The sequence below is a fragment of the Ferrovibrio terrae genome, assembly GCF_943372915.1.
Taxonomy (GTDB): domain Bacteria; phylum Pseudomonadota; class Alphaproteobacteria; order Ferrovibrionales; family Ferrovibrionaceae; genus Ferrovibrio; species Ferrovibrio terrae_A.
Window position 1 is genome coordinate 18416 of the sequence record NZ_CALSAN010000035.1, and the last position, 19801, is coordinate 38216.

Genomic DNA, 19801 nt, shown 5'->3' on the forward strand with positions numbered 1-19801 from the left:
CGTCGAGGCGCTACCGACGGCCCCGCCTTGCAGGCGAGGGCGAGCCGGCTGCGCGCATGCGACAACGGCACGACTAAAATGACGATCCTGCTCTGGCGCTAGAAGCGCCGGAGCGAATGACATTACACCGCCCTGGGCAAGCTGCAGCAGAACGGCTTTGTCGAGTGCTCCAACGGTCGCCTGCGCGACGAGTTGCTGAACGAGACGCTGTTTACATCGCTCGGGGGCACGAAGGCGGTTCTTAGCGAATGGCGTCTGGATTACAACACCGTCAGGCCATACAGCGCGTTGAGCAACCCGTCGCCTGCGGCCTAGGCCAAACGCAGGGCCTCCGGGGCGCAACGGGGTCAGCGCTGGAGCAACTGGTGGGCTCCACTCCTCACCCCCCGTTGTCCAACCGAGCCAGATCGGCTCATATTACGAAAGAATTCTAGCTAAAGCTTGAAGGAAACTAAGGGCTCAGGTCCCCTCTACCTTCATGGCCATCAGAGCCTCCAAGTCACCATTAGATAAAGCTGGTAAACGGAAGGGGGGTGACCTGTAGCTTTCAGACTATGTGTGATGAATTCCCGTGAGACAATGTGGGGCATACCCCTGCTAAAGCATGCTAAGAATAGCCATGGAGAGAGCCGCGCCCCACCGCTCGAAGAAGGGCGCCCTAAATCGAAATCAGCAGTTCGTGTTTCCGGTTATCCAATGGCACCTGAAAGCCCACACCGGTACTCTCGATCCGCACGCCATTGAGGGTGGCGCGGGCGCTACCTTTACCGTCTGGCGGCAAGCGGGTAACCCGGATATCACAGCTGCCTGATCCGATCGCAACGGTGGCCTCGAAACCGGGCCAAGCCTCCGGCAGACAAGGCGCGACGGTCAGCATGGCGCCTTCACGGCGAATGCCGAGGATGCCCCCTATCCCGGCCTGATACATCCAGCCAGCAGCCCCCGTGTACCAGGTCCATCCGCCACGCCCCACATGCGGAGCGACAGAATAAACGTCGGCCGCAACCACATAGGGCTCCACCCTGTAGCGTTCCGTCTCCTCAGCTGTCCGGCCATGGTTGATCGGATTGAGCAGCGCGAACAGGTCTGCCGCTGCCTGGCCCTGCCCCAGCCTTGCAAATGCCAGCACCGCCCACATGGCCGCGTGGCTGTACTGGCCGCCATTTTCACGCAAGCCCGGCGGATAACCCTTGATATAGCCGGGATCGTGCCGCGTGCTGTCAAAGGGCGGCGAGAACAGCAGCGCCAGGCCATCGCGATCACGGATCAGATGCTGGCGCAGAGAGGCCATGGCCAGGGCGGCGCGCGCCGGATCAGCCGCGCCGGACAAGACCGACCAGGACTGGGCGATCGAATCGATCCGGCATTCGTCACTGTCCTTCGAGCCGAGCCAGGTGCCATCATCGAAGGTGGCACGCCGGTACCACGCGCCATCCCAGGCCTCGCGTTCCAGGGCGACCCGCAGGGTCTCCGCATGGGTCTGCCAGCGCTCCGCCCGGCCGGTATCGCCACGCGCGACAGCCAGCGGTGCAAACAGCGCAATGGTCCGCAGCAGCAGCCAGGCGAGCCAGACGCTTTCGCCCTGCCCATCCTGCCCGACGCGATTCATGCCATCGTTCCAGTCACCGGTGCCGATCAATGGCAGACCATGACGACCGGTCAGGCCAATGCACTGATCGATGCCGCGGGCGCAGTGCTCGAACAGCGACGCCGCTTCATCGGCAACCATCGGCTGGAAAAAGGCATCATGCTCGCCGGCGGCCAATTGCGGCCCTTCGATAAACGGTATGACTTCGTCAAGAACTTCTGCGTCGCCCGAGCTCGCCACATATACGGCTGCGGCATAGGCCAGCCAGACACGATCATCGGAGATATGCGTGCGCACACCCTGACCCGACTGCGGCAACCACCAGTGTTGCACATCGCCTTCGACAAACTGGCGTGCTGCAGCCCGCAGCAGGTGACGCCGGGTTTCCTCTGGCGCCGCAAATGTCAGCGCCATCCCATCCTGCAGCTGATCGCGAAAACCGTAAGCGCCACTGGCCTGGTAGAAAGCGGAACGCGCCCAGATGCGGCAGGCCATGGTCTGATAGAGCAACCAGCCGTTCAGCATGATGTCCATGGCGCGATCCGGTGTCCTGACCTGCACCGCCCCCAGCACGGCCTGCCAGTGTTCTGTAACCGCGTCGAGCACGACGTCAAGATCAGCGCCACGATACTGCAGGACCAACCGTCGGGCCTCTTCGGCCGAGCTGCACTGCCCGAACAGCCAGACAATTTCGATCTCTGCATCTGCCGCCAGATCAATGACATGCTGCAGGGCCGAACAAGGATCGAGCCCTGCGCCGGTGATGCCTGACAGCGCCGCCGTTCCGGTCAGCCCGGCAGGTGCCGAGACCGTGCCGCCGCGACCGAGAAACTCGGTACGGTCTGCGGTCCAGCTGGTTTGCTGTCCGCCCAGATCGGCAAAGGCAACACAGCCGGAAAAACCGGTACTCCAGGGATTGCAGGCCAGCATGGCACCCGTCTGTTCATCGATCTCGGTGATGACAAAGGGCCCCGATGCGCCACGCGATGTGCCCAGAACCCATTCGGCATAGGCGGTGATCGACAGCCGTCGCGCCCGTCCCGATCGGTTACGCAGTGTCAGCCGCGAGATCTTGACCGGATCGGCAAGCGGCACATATTGCAGCAATTCGAGCGCAAGCCCCCCGACCTCATGCTCGAAGCGGCTGTACCCGAAACCATGACGCGCTGTGTAAAGGCCCGCATCCCGGATCGGCTGCGCCGTGGCTGTCCAGATTTCGCCGCTAGCCTCATCCCTGACATAGATCGCCTCTGCAGCAGGATCATGGACCGGGTCGTTCGACCAAGGCGTCAACTGGTTCTCCCGGCTGTTCCCGGCCCAGGTATAGCCGCTGCCTTCTGCTGAGGCCTGAAACCCGAAACCAGGATTGGCGATCACATTGATCCAGGGCGCCGGTGTTGTCTGCCCCGCATTCAGAATGGTCACATACTCGCGACCATCCTTGTCGAAACCACCGAGGCCGTTGAAGAATTCAAGTGTCCGGGCCTCCGGCGCCTCTGCCTTCGTTGCCCCCCCGGGGCTCACCGTGCCACGCCGGATGGGAGGTGCCGCGGTCGACGCGGGTGGCGACGCGGGCGCCCGGGCCAGTTGGGCGGAAATCGGGCCGCGGCGCGCAATCAATGCAACGCGCGCAATCGATTGCAGCAAGGCACGAACATCGCCACTGATCAGATCGGCACGCAAAGTATGAACAGAGCCACGCGCCTGTTCACCGCCGAAGCGCGGGCGAGACTGGCTGCTGCGCACCGCAGTCTCGATGGCAACCTGCAGATCTTGCGTATAGGAAGAGGCCCGTTCGTTGACAATAACCAGATCAACACTCAGCCGTTTCATGCGCCAGTATTCCTGCGCCCGCAGCAATTGCCGCACTTGGGCAATATCCTCAATATCGTCTATGCGCAGCAGTATGATGGGCAGGTCACCGGAAATACCCTGCGGCCACAGGCCGGATTGTGGCCCAGCACCCCGCGCGATTGCATCCGCAGGCGCCTTGAAGCGCGCGTCCGCATACAGGATGGGCGCGGCCAGCCGTTGGAAGTCCGCCGCTTCTTCTGCCTGGATATCGAGATGGCGCAGCTGAACCTGCGCCTGGGTCCAGGCCAGTGTTTTCGCACGATCGAAAGCATTGCGATCATGATGCCTGTCGATCAGATCGAGCAGTGCGGCCCGGGACGATGCGACCATAGTCCAAAACGCGACCCGGACGACTTTGCCCTGCGGGATTACCACGCGATGTCGCAGCGAGAATACCGGATCCAGAACCGTACCCACGGTGTTCGAGAGTACTGCGCCGTCCGTTAGCACAGACGCCGTCCCGATCTCCCGTCCACGGCCGATGAACCGTGCCCGGTCGGATTCATATTGCGGGTCTGCTGAAACATCGCCTTCCACAACGGCGAAATGTGCGGCCCAGACCTGCGCCTCATCCTGCGAACGTGGACGACGGGTGGCAATCAATGCACCGAACTCAGCGAGATATTCGGTCTGGATAAACATCTTGGAAAAAGCCGGATGAGCCGTATCGGCCGCTGCAGCTGTCAGCGCCAGTTCGGCATAGGAGGTGATATCGACTTCGCGAACGCGCCGCCCGCCATTGATAAGCGAGATCCGACGAACCTCCCCATCATCTTCACCCGATACCAGAACATCCATGATGGTGGTCAACGCACCATCGACATGGGTGAATTCGGCATAATCCTCGCCATAGATCACGGTGTTATCGTCACCGTCATGGCCCGCAGGCCGGGCACTGGTCGACCAGAGTTGGCCGCTTTGCACATCACGAACAAAAACGAACGATCCCCAGTCATCGCGCGTCACGTCCTCGCGCCATCGGGTCACGGCCATATCCCGCCAACGACTGTAGCCGCCGCCAGTGGCCGTCAGCATGACGGCGTAACGTCCATTCGACAGCATATGAGTTTCGGGCGGGTCGCCAGCCGACACGACAATTCGCCGGACCGTCGCGACTTCAGCTTTGACTTCGGTTGCTGATACTCTGACCTCTTCGGCGCGCGGATGCGCGACAGCAATGCCGCGCGGCATGCGCTCCTGCAGCAGAAGTTCGCTGGCCTGGATCATCGGTTCACGATGGAAGCGCGTTCGCATTCTTGCGTCATCCAGAACATTGGCAATAGCAACAATAGTCATGCCCTGGTGATGCGCCATAAAGCTGCGCACAATTGCGACATCCTTGTTTTCAGGCAGCCGTGTGCGCGTGAAATCGAGGGATTCATAGAACCCGTAACGCCCGCAGGCGCCTATGGCCGCCAGCCTGGCGTAATTGGAAAGCGCATGCCGCGGATCGACCATGGCCGCCAATCCCGTGGCATACGGCGCGATCACCACATTCTCGGCGAGTCCGCGCTTCAGGCCGAGCCCGGGAACGCCAAAATTGGAATACTGATAGGTGAATTCCATATCGCGCGCATTGTAAGCCGATTCCGAAACACCCCAGGGAATATCCAGTGCATGGCCGTAGAGCTGCTGCCGCTTCACCACAAGCGTGTTGGTTCTTTCCAGCAGGCTGCCGGCCGGTGCGCGCATCACCAGAGACGGCATCAGATACTCGAACATCGACCCGGACCATGAGATCAATGCGGCGCCGCCGCCGATGGGCGTCGACGCTCGCCCCAGTCGGAACCAGTGCTGGGTTTCGACATCGCCCTTGGCAATGGCAAACAGACTGGCCAGACGCGCTTCGGAGGCGAGCAGGTCATAGCAACTCGGATCGAGGGTATTGGTGGCAACCGAGTAGCCGATCGAAAGCAGTTTGCGCTCTGGGTCGAGCAGGAAGGCGAAATCCATCGCAAGAGCCATCTCGCGTGCCGTCGCCGCAATAACCGCCAGCCGCTCATTCAGATCCTGTGCCGCGTCCGTGAACTGCAGTCTGTCGCGGTCATGCTCGGCAATCGTCGTGCGCAAGATGTCGATCCAGAGCGCCAGATCCTGCGAATCTGCATCGCTGGCTGCCGAGACAATGCTCTGTGCAGATCTTGCCGCCCGCTCGACCAGCCGCTTCAGGGCCGGGTATAGCGCACTGGTCGTCAGACCGCCTTTCAGCTGACTGTCGATCTCGTCCAGTATCCCGGTAAACTGCCGGCCCTTCTCGCCGCGCCCGGATGGCAGTGCGGCAAAGGCGGCGCGGGCCATCAGCATGGCGTCAGCCATGCCAGAGCGCGCCTGTATGGCGGGGCCGCCACCGATCCATTCTTCGCAGGCATTCGCCAGCACAATCAGATGGCCGGCAAGGTTGCCGCTATCGACCGACGAAACATAGGCGGGATCGAGTGCTCGCAGATCCTGGGTATCGTACCAGTTTAAGAAATGCCCTCTGAAGCGCTGCAGCTTGTGCAGCGACGAGATTGCAGCCTCCAGTCGCTCCACGGTCTCGATCGTGCCGGCCCAGCCAAAGTCGCGGGCGGCAACTGCCGAGAGCAGGTAAAGGCCGATATTGGTCGGCGAGGTTCGGTGCGCGATGGCCTGTTTCGGATCTTCCTGGACATTGTCCGGCGGCAGCATGTTTTCAGTCGGCGACACAAAGACTTCAAAGTATCGCCAGGTGCGCCGTGCGATCAGCCGCAGATCACGAGCTTCTGCATCGGTGACGGTCAGGTGCTGCAAGACCGTCGGCGACCGGCTGACCCATAAGGCAATCGCGGGTGCAGCCAACCACAGCAACATGACCGGCAGAACCAGAGGCCAGGACGATGGTGCCAGGGCCAGGACACCGCCTGCCAGGACAAGAGAGAACAACAAGCCGCCCCGCATTTTCCGGTAGAAACCGTGCAGGTTCGGTCGGGGGCGCCCTGCGGCCTCTGCTGCCGTCATCCATTCCAGCAGGTGGCGGCGCGTCACCAGCAATCGCGCCAGTGTTCTGCCGACGGCATCCAGCATGCGCCAGGCCTGATCCGCCAGGAAGGCCACGGACAAAAGCATACGCAGCGCGACGTCCCGCAGATCGTTTGCCAATGCACTGATATGATTGCGCAGGCGGATGCCCGAGCGATGCGGCAACAGGGAAAAGATGATGGGCAGGACGGCCGGCACACCCATGCTGGCCAGAACAAGCCCGAGGCCGGTGAGGCCCGCATGATTGGGCAACAGCCAGCACAAGCCGACAAGCAGTACGGTCAGCGGTGCCAGCAAAGACCGCCGCAGGTTATCGAGCATCTTCCAGCGTCCGACGCCGGTCAGACCCAGATGGCCAGGCTGCACCCCGAATATCCATGGTGCCAGCTGCCAGTCACCCCGTGTCCAGCGATGTTGCCGGCTGGCGATAACATCGTAACGGGATGGAAAATCCTCGATGACCTCGATATCGGAGGCAAGCCCGGCACGTGCGAAAACACCTTCGAACAGGTCATGGCTGAGTACTGTGTTTTCCGGCACGCGACCGGCAAGCGCAGCATGAAAGGCATCGACATCGTAAATGCCTTTGCCTGCATAAGATCCCTCGCCGAAGAGATCCTGATAGACGTCGGATACGGCCGCCTCATAAGGGTCGATCCCGCCCGGACTGGAAAACACACGCTGATACAGCGAACCTTCGCGGCCCACCGGCAGCGAAGGCGTGACGCGTGGCTGCAAGATACCGTATCCACTGACCACACGCTGCCTGGCTGCATCGAATCTCGGCCGGTTGAGCGGATGCGCCATCTTGCCGATCAGCCGGATCGCCGCATTCCGGGGCAGCCGTGTATCAGCATCCAAGGTGATGACATAGCGTATGTTGTCCGGCAGTTGCGGCGCGCAGCCTGCCGCTGTCATGAAGGTTGTCTCGGTCGACCCGCGCAGCAAGTGGTTGAGTTCATCAAGCTTGCCGCGCTTGCGCTCCCATCCCATCCATTTGCTTTCGCCGGCATTGAACACCCGCCGGCGATGCAGGAAATGAAAGCGGTTGCCGGACGGGCCCGGACCGTATTTCCGGTTCAGAGCCGCAATGGCTTCAACCGCCACGGCCAGAAGAGCGGCATCGCCTTCCAACATCTCTTCATCGGCATCCACGCCATCGGAAAGCAATGCAAAGGATAGGTCGCCGCCAGTGCCGGATAGGTGATGGATCTCAAGCCGCTCGATCTGCTCCAGAACATCTTCTTCCCGCGTCAGCAAGGTCGGTACGACCACCAGCGTGCGTAGCGATGCAGGGATACCGGCCTTCAGCTCCAGACCGGGCAGGATGACGGCACCGAAGCTCCAGGTGATCGCACGATTGACCAGTGTTGCCGCCACCTCGGTCGCCGGCAGAAAACCCAGCATGGCAAACATGATCAGCCAGCCGATGGCCAGCCCCGGCATGTCTATCGCTGCGACAGCAAGGCCCAGCAGAAGACCTGCAATCAATAGGATTGCGCCAATATAACCTGGCAGGCCCAGGCGGGTGCTGAACCGGTTGATCCACATCCGCACCGGCGGGCGGAATCCGATGGTATGCTCCAGGGCTGGCCGACCCTCGGCGATCAGATGGTAGCCGGGATCGGTCGTCCGTTCGATCTCGGCCGCACCATCTGCCTCGACCGCGGCACGTTGGGCAGCTACCAGGGCATGGTCAACCACGTCCAGCTCGGAGCAGGACGATCCGCGCGCCAGCTGTTCGATCGCCTTCCGATAGAGATCGCGGGTAGTGAAGTCCATTCCAGCAAAGGCAGTCGTCTTGCGCAGCCGGTCATCGACCAGACTCACGCTCTCGACCAGTTCCGCCCAATCGATATTCGATATCAGCCGCATGCTGGTGATGACGTTGCGGATCGTCAGATTGGAGGCGCCCTGCCGTTGCTGAGCATGCCGGACAACATCCCCCACAGATACGCCCTGGACCCCCAGTCGCTGTTCCAGCCAACCCAGGGCCGGCATTGCTATGGGGTCCTGGTTACGCAGCCGCTTGGCTAGCTGCGCGGCGAAACGCTCTGATAAAGGGCTGGCGGATCGCTTGGCGATATCGGCATCGAGTGCCGCGCTGTTGCTATCCGGCGCAAGCAGCCGATCGGCCAGCGCATCGGCATCGGCACGCGCCGATTGGCCCGCCGTGATCTGGTCGGCCAGCCGACGCAGGTTTTCGACCAGGACAATACGCAAGGTGATGGCGACCGCCCATAATTCGCCAATCGTCAGCGGTTGAACCCGCTGGTAGGCAACGATGAAACGGCGAAGCGTATCGGGATCGAAATGGCTGTCCGTATGAGCGACGAAAGCCCAGGCAAGCCCGAAGACGCGCGGGTAACCGGCGAAAGGCCCCTCCGCCAACTTCGGCAGCTGACGATAATAGCCAGGCGGCAGATCATCGCGGATTTCGCGAATCTGTTCTTCCACGACATGATAGTTATCGAGCAGCCACTCTGCCGCCGGCGCGACGGCATTACCGCGTTCCAGTTCTGCGGCATTTGCCCGATAGGCTGCCAGCAGAACGACGGCATTGCGATTGAGTCGGATCCGCAGGGACAGAACTGACGGCGGTTTTGATGTTATCCGCTGTGCCGCGGCCAGACTTTCCGCGTGCTCCTCCAGTCTGTCGATACCGAAAAGCTCTTCCCGTACCGGAGCGCCATCCTGCCATGGCGAGGCCAAATGCGGCAGACCGAGCATGGAGCGAAGAGTGAAGATCACAAATGCCTTTCCAGCCATATTGGCTTACGGCAGGCACGGCAGTGCACGGCCTTCGATTTAATTGCCCCAGCCCGCAATCGCTGGCAGATTTCCGATGAGGTCGACATGCGCAACGTCGCTTGCGGCCGAAAGTTTCCGGTCGCTGAAGCGCAAGCTGAAAATCTGGCCCGCGTCGGTTTGCAATTGAACCGTTTTGTGGCCGAAGGCCTGTTTCAGCGCCGCCGGCGGCATGCGGATTTCTCCGCTGCCGTTAATTTCACCAGCCGGCCGGACAAAACCCTCAAAGTCATAGTCGGCGCGGCCCATTGCCTCACCCCCGCTGGTCAGGGTTCCGGTACCGCGCAATGCACCGAGATACTGCATGTTTCGCGATCCTTTCATCAGGGCCTGAAGTATGCTGCACGTCAGGCATGCAGACTGATCGCGAGATGCCTTGAGATGTCGCCATCGAAAACCGCGAACGGCTCTCGATGGCGCAATCCTGTGGTCTGCCTGTGCTCAGCTTTTCTTCTTTTGAAAGGCTGACGACGCAGACAAGCCCTTCAGAACGACGGGAGCCACAACGGCTTGCGTCTTCTTCGGCTTCTTGCTCTCGCGATTTCCACGTTTCTGTTCCTTGGCCATCCGAGCCTCCTGTTCTCCGCTGTTGCGGGTTAAGTGAAGTGAAAGTCGCCCGGATGTAGCGCTATCCCGAAAGGGGAGACACTCCCCGGGCGTGGCATCGGTCGGAAAGCGTGAGGCGGTCAGCACTCACTCTTGCCGTCTTGTGGTCTGGAACGAGAATGTCAGCTTGGCGCCGATCTGAGCGGCGTAAGGTCGATCGGCGAAGGGCGGAGTCGCCCGACTATCCATCAACATAAGCTAGATGGGGATGATCACACAGGTATTCAAGCCATCATTCGGGTATGCCAATGCGCACTCCCTGATGCTGAATGTTGCGCCTCGGCGCAAACGCCACGGTTGTTTAACCGAGTCTGATTATGATTCTGCTTATCCTTTTATGCATTTTCGCAAACTGCACGAAAGGGCAGTATTACCTCAGATTGCAAGATAACAGGTGCCGGCCAATGGATTTGTGAGCTAGTATACTCAAATAATTTCCATCGGCAGCTTCCGAACGCAGAGACGAATGCCGATTCTAATCCGTTTATCTTGCCTGGCATGCATTCGGGGTATCGCCGCATGTCCGTATCGGCGATCCGATGGGGTACCTCATTCAGGGGCGTCAGGGTCGAGGCTCTCCCGAATGTGCCCTGGCATCCCCGAACGCCCATTAGGACCGCAGCCGGGATTTCGCTAGCCTCATTTGCACCACAACCGGTGCAATTTCGCACATCGACTGACTAAAGTTCACACCCTAAAGGGGGAGGCGCATGGACGGAACTCCAGTATTGCATATCGACCGCAATCAGCTGTTTCGGGAAGGCCTCCGGCGCATCCTGGATGACTCGCCGTTCTATGTCTCCTTTGAGGCATCGTCCTTCTCCGAAGGGGCCAGCCAGATTGTAGCCCAGAAGCCTGGCATCGTTATCATCGATACCGATGGTTATGGCGAGGTACTGCCAGAACTGATGCTCTGCGCGCGCTCCGTGGCCGTGCCGCCCCGCGTGGTCGTTCTGACCAATGCCGTCGCCATTCCACGGCTTGCCTCTGCGCTGGGCGCCGGTGTGGATGGTTATCTGCTGAAAGACATGTCGGCCGAAGCCCTCAAGCAGTCACTCCGACTGGTGATGATGGGCGAGAAAGTTTTTCCTACCGATCTCGCCGATCTGCTTATCAACAATCGCTTTGTCACCCAGAATGGGGGCCAGACGGAACGCAACAGCACGCTCTCGGAACGAGAAACCGAAATCCTTGCCTGCCTGGTCAACGGCCACTCCAACAAGGCGATCGCCAATCGCCTGCAGATCACCGAGGGTACTGTGAAGGTGCATCTGAAGGGCGTGCTGAAAAAGATCCACGCGCAGAACCGTACCCAGGCAGCCATCTGGGCACTGCAGCACGGCATTGTCGCCGATGTTACAGCCGCCCCGGAGGTCGCTCATACCTGAGACCGTTCAGCCCAGGTCGTTCTGCCCGGTCCACTGATCGATCGGACTGCCAGACTCACCAGCCGGCAACCCGCTGCCATAATATCGCCCCTGGCCCATATCCAGCATGGAGATCCATTGCATCATGCTGTCGGCGCTGGAACCGCGAGAGCGATAACTCAGCGCACCGCTATATGCGCTGCCCAGGCCACCCCAGCCCAGGCCGGTGCCCAGGCCGGTCGACCAGCCGCGACTGGGGCTGCCGCCCCGCAGGATCGCGCCGGTTTCGGGCGAACGCAGAAAGGCCTGGCTGCCGCGCCGCGAGACATCAAGCAGACTGCCATCGGGACCACGGACCAGGTTGCGCGGTGTACTGCCCAGCAGGCGTGCATTCAGAATCGCCTGCCGTGCGCCGGCGCTGATGCCGGCATTGCCGGATTGATAAGGCAGATTGCCGGCCTGGGCCTGTGCGACTTGGCCGCCGGCGCAGACAAGAACTGCGGTGCCGAATAGAACCGCGCCAAGCACACGGATGTGGCTGGAAACTGGAGTCATGCTGTGCCTCCCATAGAGGAAAATATCACTGTAGTGCTTTCCCTCCTCCCCGGAAGCGATGTTTCATCGCCTACCCCATATGCGTCAGAACTACCCCCTATGCGCAGCCGGGGACGATGGGAATTGGGGTTGCTGGCATACCGGACGTGATAGGCGTCAGCCCGTTCGCCGCAGCAAACACGGCCACGGCGGTGCGGTTATGCATGCGCAGTTTATGCGTCACCAGATGCACCAGTGTCTTCACCCGGCTTTCGGCCAGGCAGCTTGTCTGCGCAATCTCACGATTTGGCATCGCGGCACCGATATAGGCCAGAACGCTCAATTCCTCCGGCGAGAACGTGCCGACGATGTCAAGACGAAGCCGGTTGGTCATCAGGCGATGCATCAGCGGGCTGGACACCGACATGTAACCTTTGATCGCCAGTTCCAGCAAATCGATCGGGACGTCGCCATACTCTTCACGCAGCAACAGGCCGCAGCTCTGCTGCGCCCTGGTGATTACATCCAGCATCTGCTGATCAGTCAGTATGACCACGGCCCGCACGGTTGACAGGGTCTTTTGCGTTGCATCCAGCCGATGATCCCACAGCCAGATCAGGTCATCGGCCTCGATCAGCACCACATCCGCCATGGCGCAGGTGCGATCAAAAGCATCGCTGACCCGTGGATCTATGATGCCGATCAGCTCCCATTGCGTCAGACGCATCACTTCATGATGCAGAGCCCAGGCGAGATCTGACTTCCTTGAGGCGACAAGCACACGCCGGCCGGTAAACATTCTGCTTCTCACTGTTATCGGCAAATTCTCTGCACGGGCCTTTCTGGCCTCTCAGGGATACAGAGTATATGTGCGATGCCACAACCAATCGCTTAATGCAGATGCCGCGTCAACAACAATAAGACATCGGTGGTAGCCCTTCTCCATCTTGCGATGGAGTCGATCTGAAGTGTGTACCTCTGTTGCGCCAAAAACCGGCCGCCTGATTTCTTTAGTCACCGCACGCAATCCCTATTGTGACTTGCGAGAGATCATGCAGTTGGCGCCACAGACCACGATGCAAATTCGGTCAGGTGCCAACTGCCATAACAGGCGGGAGAGATACAGTGCGCACCTTACCATTGATCGCAATAGCCGCTATGTCGCTGAGCGCTTGCTCGGCCCAGAGCGTCTATTCCAGCCAGGGAGCCCGCCCGACTTACGGACTGCCCGTCACCAATAACGATACACCCTATTCGCAGTGCCTGTCGGCGCTTGCCAAAATTCCAGGCAACAACCTGCCGATCTTCACGGTGGGCGAGGTTGCCGATAAGACCGGCCAGGTCGACCGCTCCAACAATGGCGCCGTGCTGTCGCAGGGCATCACCGAGATGATGATGAGCGCGTTCTACAAGACGCGCCGTGTGCATCTGGTCGAGCGCTTCGATCTGCGCATCCCGCTGGCCGAAGCCCGCATGGTCGAACAGAAGCTTGCCATCGCGCCGCCCCAGACAACCGCACCGATCCGGGCGAGCAACTTTGTCGTCATGGGAGCGCTGACCGAGCTGAACTACAACATCGTCAGCGAGGGCGCGCGCCTTTCGATCAGCGGTATCGGCGCCGGCGCCCGCACTGTGGTGATCAATGTCGGCCTGGATATCCGGGTGGTCAACTCACAGAGCTTTGACGTTCGCTATGTCAGCTCGCTGCAGAAACAGATTTTTGGTTATGAAGTCGAAGCAAACGTCTTTCGCTTCTTCGGCTCAAGGCTCGTCGAGTTCGACGCGGGACGTATTCAGAACGAACCGCTTCAGCTCGGTGTGAGGTCCGTCGTCGAAATGGCCGTGTACCAGATCATGACGGATTATTTGGGTCTGCCGACCTCGGCCGAGTGCCAGCTCGAACGGACCACCTACGCAGAAGAGTCCCTTACGAAACCCAAAGGAGCTAACAAATGAAAACGATCCTGAAAGCTGGCCTGCTGGCCAGTGTGTCGGTGGCAGCCCTCGGCCTCACCATCGCCACTCCTGCCCATGCCTTTGACGAAGTCAACTGGACGTGGGATGCCGCGATCACCGAGACCATCACCAAGAATGTCAATATCAACATCAATATTGACCCGACTGGCATGACGATGGTGGAAAACCTGCAGGGCCATATTGGCGATGTGACGGCCACTTCGAAGGTCCAGAACATCTACAACAACCAGCCTGCCGGCACTGGCACCGTTGATCTGGGCAGCACCGATATCCAGTTCCATTACGGTATCGGCGGCGCCATGATCCCGGGCGATCCTTACAACAGCCCGAATGTGAGCGCGGGCAATGTCGACGAAGTCGATCAGATGCCGAATATCAACGGCACCGTGACCGCAACCGTCGATCTCGGCGAAGTGACGGTTCCGGCGACTGCCAGCCTGGACGCCGTGACCCAGCTGCCCTCGATTGTCAGCGCCGCGACCGCGGTGAGCAACAATCTGAACATCACCACGGATGTCGCCCTGCAACTCCATTCCGGGCAGTTCCTGGTTGGTGAAGGCAGCGGCGAAGGGTCGGATCCGGCCTATTACGGCACCGGCAATTCCAGCCTGACCATCGCGGCCGCCCTGGCATCGATGGCACTGAACGGCGATCTGGTGAAGTCCGAAGTCAAGGCCAAGTCAACGGTGAGCGACATTCTCAACGCCACCGTCGACAGCTCGGCCACGGCAGTGGGCAACAACCTGAGCGTCTCGGTTGCACCGGTTTCGGCTGGCAATGCTCTGCTGATCGGCGACGTGACTCAGTTCGCCTTTGCTGACGTGACAGCGAAGTCGAAGGTGAATGACGTCACCATCAGCAACTACACCGGCCTGGGCAGCCTGGCTCGCCCGGTCGTGAACTCGGTTGCCACCGCGGTGGGCAACAATGCGTCCATCACGGTGAAGACCCCGGTGGTTGCGGCTCCGTAACCTACTGGCGGGGACGGGAGAGAGTGTGGCCCCCCTGCGCTCTCTCCCGCTTCCGATCTCTTTGCACTTTCAAGCCATGGAGGCTGTCATGTTCTGGTCAAAACTCTCATCCCTCGCCGTGCTGATCGCACTGGCATCCGCAGCCCAGCCCGCCGCTGCCCAGCAGATGGGACGCGATGGGTACAATTTCCCCGCCCGCACCCCCAGCATGTCGGCGCAATTCGATTTCCAGGAGCGCTTGCAAAGCAGCAGCAGCGCTGCCAGCACCGCCGCCGGCATGGGTGCATTGAATCAATATGTCACACAGTACAATTCCAGTTCGACTGCCATCGCCAACATGAACCAGGTCAACCAGACCATTTCAGGTGGCTCAAGCGCGACCGCGACGCTGGCGACCGACCAAACCAGCACGGGCAGCCAGGATGCGTCGGCCAGCACCAAGGTCAAGGTCGACAATTCTGTGCTCATCAACAAGACCGTCAACAACCCGCAGCCGTAACCCGGCAGGATGATGGCAGGAGAGCGGCTATGAACGGGCCATGGATGCAAGCCATGACGCTGTATGCGATTTCACGCCGGCGGCTTGGCATCGATCCCAATGCCAAGCCCTTGCCGGCTGCCAACCGGCAACACAACCGCTCTCCGTCTGCGGCGCGGGTCGCGACCCTGGCCTGGGGCGCAAACCGTGGCGATGCCGAAGCCCAGTATACGCTCGGCGTGCTTGGCCTGGTTGGCAAGCTTGGTGCCGCCGGCCGCCGTAAGGCCCATGCTCTGCTTGCTGCCTCCGCCATGCAGAACCATGCCGGCGCGTGCTTTGTGCTGGGCACGCTGCATCAGCATGGCGTCTTGATGCCCCACAATCCCGAGAAGGCCGTGCATCTGTTTCAGAATGCCGTGCGTTCGGGCCATGCCCGGTCGCAGAATGCACTGGCACAGCTCATGCTGGCCGGCACCGGGATCGCACGTGATACCGATGGCGCCATTCACCTTCTCAAAGCCGCCATCGCTCAAGGGCAGCACGATGCCATGGCCAATCTTGGTGTTCTCTATATCCATGACAGCGGTACACCAGAAGACCATGCACGTGGCATTCAGCTGTTGACCGACGCGGCCGTAAACGGCGTGGTGGAGGCGCAGCATTATCTCGGCTGGCTCTATCACACCGGAATCCGGGTTCCACAGGATCTTGATGCGGCCCGCAAATGGTATGGCATGGCCGCGGATGGCGGCAAAGCCAAGGCGCAGCACAGCCTTGCCCAGATGCTGCTACGACCATCCGGCCCGTTTTACGAACCGGTCACCGCGCTGAAATGGCTGCTGGTGCTGGCAACCGGCCAGGATGCAAGCCTCAAGCATGCAGCAGGTACGGCGATCGACACGCTGGCTCCGCAGCTCTGCGCCGATGATGTGGCCCTAGCAACCGAAGCCGCGCTGCAATGGCTGCAGCATCACAAGCTGGCAGCCTGGACACCGCTGCGGGTGCTCTGATGACGCGGCGCGGCCCGGTCACAAGGGTTTTCGTTTTGGTCGCCGCCCTGGGGCTTATGGCTGGCTGCTCTCCGCTGCTGCCGCTGCTGGGGGCGGTTCTGGGCGGGCCGGAAGGGAAATCAAATCTCGCCGGGCCATTCGCCGGCGCACCCTCTGCCACGCAGAACCACCGGCCAACCGATCCTCGCTTCAGCGATGCTCTGGCCGGCGCCGACCAGCAGATACGGCCAAGCTGCGTTGCGAAGCTGCCGCCCGCCGAACCTGCGCCGGAAACCGGATGCATAGTGCGGCCAACCTGTCTGCCCGGCAGTGAACAGCCGATCCGCTTGCGGCTCTGCGCCGGTGATCCCGATGCGACGCTGGCAGAATTAACCAGGCCGGCCGTGTCTGACTGGCGCTGGGCCGACGACAGATAAGAAAGCTGATCATCGCAAGTGATGCACCAGCCCATCCGGCATTGCGCCGCTTGGCGAATAGCCATGCCAGCTACAGGGCTTATGTATTGATCGCTGGCCAACACCGCATGCGGACGAGCATACCCAACGCGCGTTCGTATCGAGGCGCTGCGTATGGGTGGCACTGCGAGTGCCTTAAATCGGACACGTCGTTCATCCTACATGCTGCTCAAAGGAGGTACTCCGCTTTAAAAGCGGGATGAATATCTCTTCCGAATGTTCATCCTTGGCTCCAAACGCTTCTTATGCGCGCTCGGCGCCGCCCGTTAGTGTCCATCGCACTCATTTGGCGCAAGTCGCAATACTGCATTTTTGGTTTACATCCCTGGGGGACGCATGAAGATCGTGCATATCGATCGGAACCAGCTTTTCCGTGAAGGCCTGAGGCGAATCCTGGATGGATCGCAATACAGCGTCGCACTCGGCATATCGTCCTTCCCTGAAGGCAATACCCAGATCGCCGTGCAACAGCCCGACGTCGTTATCATTGATACTGCCGGTTATGGCGATATCCTGCTTGAGCTGATGCTGAGTGTCAGGGCGCTGCCGGTTCCGGCGCGCGTGGTGGTGCTCACCGACACCGTGGGTATCCCGCGCCTGGCGAGTGCCCTGAGCGCCGGCGTGGATGGTTATCTTTTGAAAGACATGTCGGCAGAGGCCCTGAAGCAATCGCTGAACCTAGTCCTGATGGGCGAAAAAGTGTTTCCCACTACCCTTGCGCATCTTCTGATCAACACAAGGCATACGGTTCAGGCCGGCGGGGCATCAGACCGGAACCGCCCGCTGTCCGAGCGCGAAAATGAGATTCTGGCCTGCCTGGTGAACGGACAGTCCAACAAGGTGATCGCCAGCCACCTGCAGATCACCGAAGGCACCGTGAAGGTTCATCTGAAGGGTGTCCTGAAGAAAATCCATGTGGCCAACAGAACCCAGGCCGCCATCTGGGCCCTGCAGAATGGCGTCATCGCCGAAATGAATGCGAGCGCGGGCCGTTCTCCTCCCATGCCACCGGCAAATATCCTGAGCATGCCCAGCGAGCCGGCCCCGGTGCTGAAGCAGGCCCGCGCCCTGTCCTGTGGCCGGGTAGGCCGCCTGGCCAGGATCACTTCGGGCTGAGCTGGATTCCTGCACTTTAGGGGTAGTCTAGTCCGAATTTGTAGCCGCCAGCTGGTTGGAGGCGGCAAACATGGCAACAGCCGTCCGGTTCCCCATCCGCAGTTTATGGGTTACCAGATGCACCAGCGTCTTGACCCGATTCTCGACCAATCCGGTGGCGCGGGCGATCTCGCGATTCGACAGGCCGTTGCCGATATGAGCCAGGATGCGGCGCTCTTCCGCCGAAAAACCCGCAACAATATCGAGCCGAAACTGATTCCGCTTCAGGCGATCAATTAGCGGCTGGCCAATCGCCACATAGCCTTTGAGTGCGATTTCAAGCACATCCACTGGCACCTCTCCGTTGGCTGTCCTGAACAGCAAACCGCTGTTCGCAGGCAGACGCGGCACCACGTCGAGAATCTGCTTATCGCTTAAAATCACCACAGTGCGCAGGCTTTCCAGGATTTTCTGCGTTGCGTCATTTCGGTTGTTCCAGAGCCAGGTCAAATCCTCAGCATCGATCAGCAGCACATCAACCATCGTACAGGTGCGCTCGAAGACATCTTCGACCCGCGAATCCACGACACCGATCAACCACCATTCAGGCAGACGACTGATTTCACGATGCAAGGCCCCGGCGAAATCCAAGTTTCGCGAAGCCACCAGCACACGCTGACGGGCGGACATTCAATTCCCTGTAAGTTTCACCAAAAAGTTCCGCGCGGGCTTTTACGGCCTCTTCAGATTCACGAAACTGAAGGCGATTGTTCATTCTAGGCGTGTCGACTCCATGCCAATAAGCCGCAAGGCCACGGGCTTTGCGCTTCAGCATGAAATAGTTTTTCGGACTACCTCTTTTGTGCAGTACTCGGTCAATGAGCGCTGCATCCCACAAGCATGGGGGAGAAGGAGGTCAGATATCGATTCTGTGCGGTATCGACCAGACGGAATACATCTGGCGTAGCAAACGACCGTAGGCGTTGACGCGCGGGCGTCATCAGGATCATGGCCGGGCGATAGCGTCGACCCGCGATCTCAGTCAATTCGCAATGTGGAAGTCAGCGAGGATAGCAGACGACGGAATATGCTGCCGGCTGCATGCGCCACTATCGTGAGAGCATGCTTCATATAGGCGCCGCACATCATGAATATAAGGGGCAATGCTGCTGCCCGCGCGCCGCATGGCAAGATAGACGCAGGGCTGCGCGCCGTGGCTTACGGCCGCTCGCAGCCGCCAATTCGTCAGCGGCCAGCCAATACCTCTATTGATGAGACGGCGGCCACGGCAGGATTATGCCAGTAATCGGTCCATATTGCCCTGCATGCCTGCGATACGGAGGTGATACCTCCTAATAGTTGGCCATCATTGCGGGATATGGGCGTAGTCTGCCTCATGGCAGAGGGACTGGACAGGCACAGCCGTCGGACGGCTTCGATACACTATCTTCTCCCCGATCCGGAGGAAGAGGAAGAACGGCGGCTCGCCGCCGTGCGGCGGTTTGATACGCTCGATACGCTGCCGGATCCGATCCTCGATCTTATCGCGACCAGTGCCGCCGATCTTCTGGCCGCACCCGTCGCGGCCATCAGCGTCGTCGACCGCAATCGCATCTGGTTCAAGGCCCGCCATGGACTGGATCTTCATCATACCAGCCACGCGCCAGGCCTTTGTGCGTCTGCGATCATGCATCGCACCCCGCTCATGCTGCCAGATGCCTTGCAGGATTCGCGCGCCAAGTCCAATCCACTGGTCACCGGCGATCTTGGCATCCGCTTCTATCTGGGCATTCCGCTGCGCACGCAGGATGGCTTCAATATCGGCACACTCTGTGTCATGGACCATAAGCCCCGAACCGCAACCCCAAAGCAGATCGCCAGTCTGGTGAACCTGGCATCCGTGGTGATGGATCATCTGGAGCTTGTGATTTCGAAACAATCCGCCAACGGGTGCCTGTGATCTGCGATCTCAAACCCAGCGGCCGCTACGTCACTGTTGAACTCCACCGTGCGGGCGGAATCCCCCAGGTCATGAAGCTGTTGCTGGACGCCGGCCTGCTG

General features: G+C 60.3%; 15 protein-coding genes and 1 pseudogene. 10 read left to right on the forward strand and 6 right to left on the reverse strand.

Going from position 1 to position 19801, the window contains the following annotated elements:
* Window positions 1-108: 108 nt before the first annotated feature.
* Window positions 109-312 (forward strand): annotated as a pseudogene (locus AAG821_RS18825) (transposase); the annotation flags it as partial.
* A 346-nt stretch (window positions 313-658) separates the two neighbouring features.
* Here AAG821_RS18825 and AAG821_RS18830 read toward each other — a convergent pair.
* The 3 genes from AAG821_RS18830 to AAG821_RS18840 all read right to left on the reverse strand — a co-directional run bounded on the left by AAG821_RS18830 (window position 659) and on the right by AAG821_RS18840 (window position 9814).
* Window positions 659-9190, reverse strand: coding sequence for a glucoamylase family protein (locus AAG821_RS18830; protein ID WP_341916386.1), 8532 nt, complete (start codon window positions 9188-9190; stop codon window positions 659-661).
* 57 nt (window positions 9191-9247) lie between these two features.
* Window positions 9248-9553 carry a hypothetical protein gene (locus AAG821_RS18835; protein WP_341912108.1) on the reverse strand — a complete coding sequence of 102 codons (306 nt, stop codon included), beginning with the start codon at window positions 9551-9553 and terminating at the stop codon, window positions 9248-9250.
* 135 nt (window positions 9554-9688) lie between these two features.
* Window positions 9689-9814: a hypothetical protein gene (locus tag AAG821_RS18840; protein WP_341912110.1), complete on the reverse strand. Its 126-nt coding sequence runs from the start codon at window positions 9812-9814 to the stop codon at window positions 9689-9691.
* A 749-nt stretch (window positions 9815-10563) separates the two neighbouring features.
* On the opposite strand from AAG821_RS18840, the gene AAG821_RS18845 reads away from it, so the two are divergent.
* On the forward strand, window positions 10564-11241 hold the full coding sequence (locus tag AAG821_RS18845; protein WP_341912112.1) for a response regulator transcription factor: 678 nt from the start codon (window positions 10564-10566) through the stop codon (window positions 11239-11241).
* Between the two features lie 6 nt (window positions 11242-11247).
* Here AAG821_RS18845 and AAG821_RS18850 read toward each other — a convergent pair whose 3' ends face one another.
* Both AAG821_RS18850 and AAG821_RS18855 read right to left on the reverse strand, forming a co-directional pair.
* The gene (locus tag AAG821_RS18850) at window positions 11248-11775 is read right to left on the reverse strand and encodes a hypothetical protein (RefSeq protein ID WP_341912114.1); all 528 of its coding nucleotides are present in this window, start codon (window positions 11773-11775) and stop codon (window positions 11248-11250) included.
* Between the two features lie 97 nt (window positions 11776-11872).
* Complete coding sequence (locus AAG821_RS18855) at window positions 11873-12553, reverse strand: LuxR C-terminal-related transcriptional regulator (protein ID WP_341912116.1); 681 nt, start codon at window positions 12551-12553, stop codon at window positions 11873-11875.
* A gap of 326 nt (window positions 12554-12879) precedes the next feature.
* Between AAG821_RS18855 and AAG821_RS18860 the strand changes: the two genes are divergently transcribed.
* The 6 genes from AAG821_RS18860 to AAG821_RS18885 all read left to right on the forward strand — a co-directional run bounded on the left by AAG821_RS18860 (window position 12880) and on the right by AAG821_RS18885 (window position 17761).
* On the forward strand, window positions 12880-13710 hold the full coding sequence (locus AAG821_RS18860; protein ID WP_341912118.1) for a CsgG/HfaB family protein: 831 nt from the start codon (window positions 12880-12882) through the stop codon (window positions 13708-13710).
* Window positions 13707-14702 (forward strand): hypothetical protein, encoded by a 996-nt coding sequence (locus AAG821_RS18865; RefSeq protein ID WP_341912121.1) that lies wholly within the window; start codon window positions 13707-13709, stop codon window positions 14700-14702. Before AAG821_RS18860 ends, AAG821_RS18865 begins: the two co-directional genes overlap by 4 nt.
* A 25-nt stretch (window positions 14703-14727) precedes the next feature.
* A complete protein-coding gene (locus tag AAG821_RS18870) occupies window positions 14728-15201 on the forward strand; it encodes a hypothetical protein (protein ID WP_341912123.1) in 474 nt (157 codons plus the stop codon).
* A 53-nt stretch (window positions 15202-15254) separates the two neighbouring features.
* Window positions 15255-16190 carry a tetratricopeptide repeat protein gene (locus AAG821_RS18875; protein ID WP_341912124.1) on the forward strand — a complete coding sequence of 312 codons (936 nt, stop codon included), beginning with the start codon at window positions 15255-15257 and terminating at the stop codon, window positions 16188-16190.
* Window positions 16190-16606: a hypothetical protein gene (locus tag AAG821_RS18880; protein ID WP_341912126.1), complete on the forward strand. Its 417-nt coding sequence runs from the start codon at window positions 16190-16192 to the stop codon at window positions 16604-16606. The genes AAG821_RS18875 and AAG821_RS18880 overlap by 1 nt, the downstream gene beginning before the upstream one ends.
* Before the next feature lie 375 nt (window positions 16607-16981).
* On the forward strand, window positions 16982-17761 hold the full coding sequence (locus AAG821_RS18885; protein WP_341912128.1) for a response regulator transcription factor: 780 nt from the start codon (window positions 16982-16984) through the stop codon (window positions 17759-17761).
* Window positions 17762-17788: 27 nt separating this feature from the next.
* Here AAG821_RS18885 and AAG821_RS18890 read toward each other — a convergent pair whose 3' ends face one another.
* Window positions 17789-18430, reverse strand: coding sequence for a LuxR C-terminal-related transcriptional regulator (locus AAG821_RS18890; protein ID WP_341912130.1), 642 nt, complete (start codon window positions 18428-18430; stop codon window positions 17789-17791).
* Between the two features lie 706 nt (window positions 18431-19136).
* Here AAG821_RS18890 and AAG821_RS18895 point away from each other — a divergent pair.
* Together AAG821_RS18895 and AAG821_RS18900 are read left to right on the forward strand one after the other, a co-directional pair.
* Window positions 19137-19700, forward strand: coding sequence for a GAF domain-containing protein (locus AAG821_RS18895; RefSeq protein WP_341916388.1), 564 nt, complete (start codon window positions 19137-19139; stop codon window positions 19698-19700).
* Window positions 19697-19801, forward strand: a 105-nt coding sequence (locus tag AAG821_RS18900; protein ID WP_341916390.1) for a dihydroxy-acid dehydratase, incomplete at its 3' end; no start/stop codon positions are given. The genes AAG821_RS18895 and AAG821_RS18900, both read left to right, overlap by 4 nt.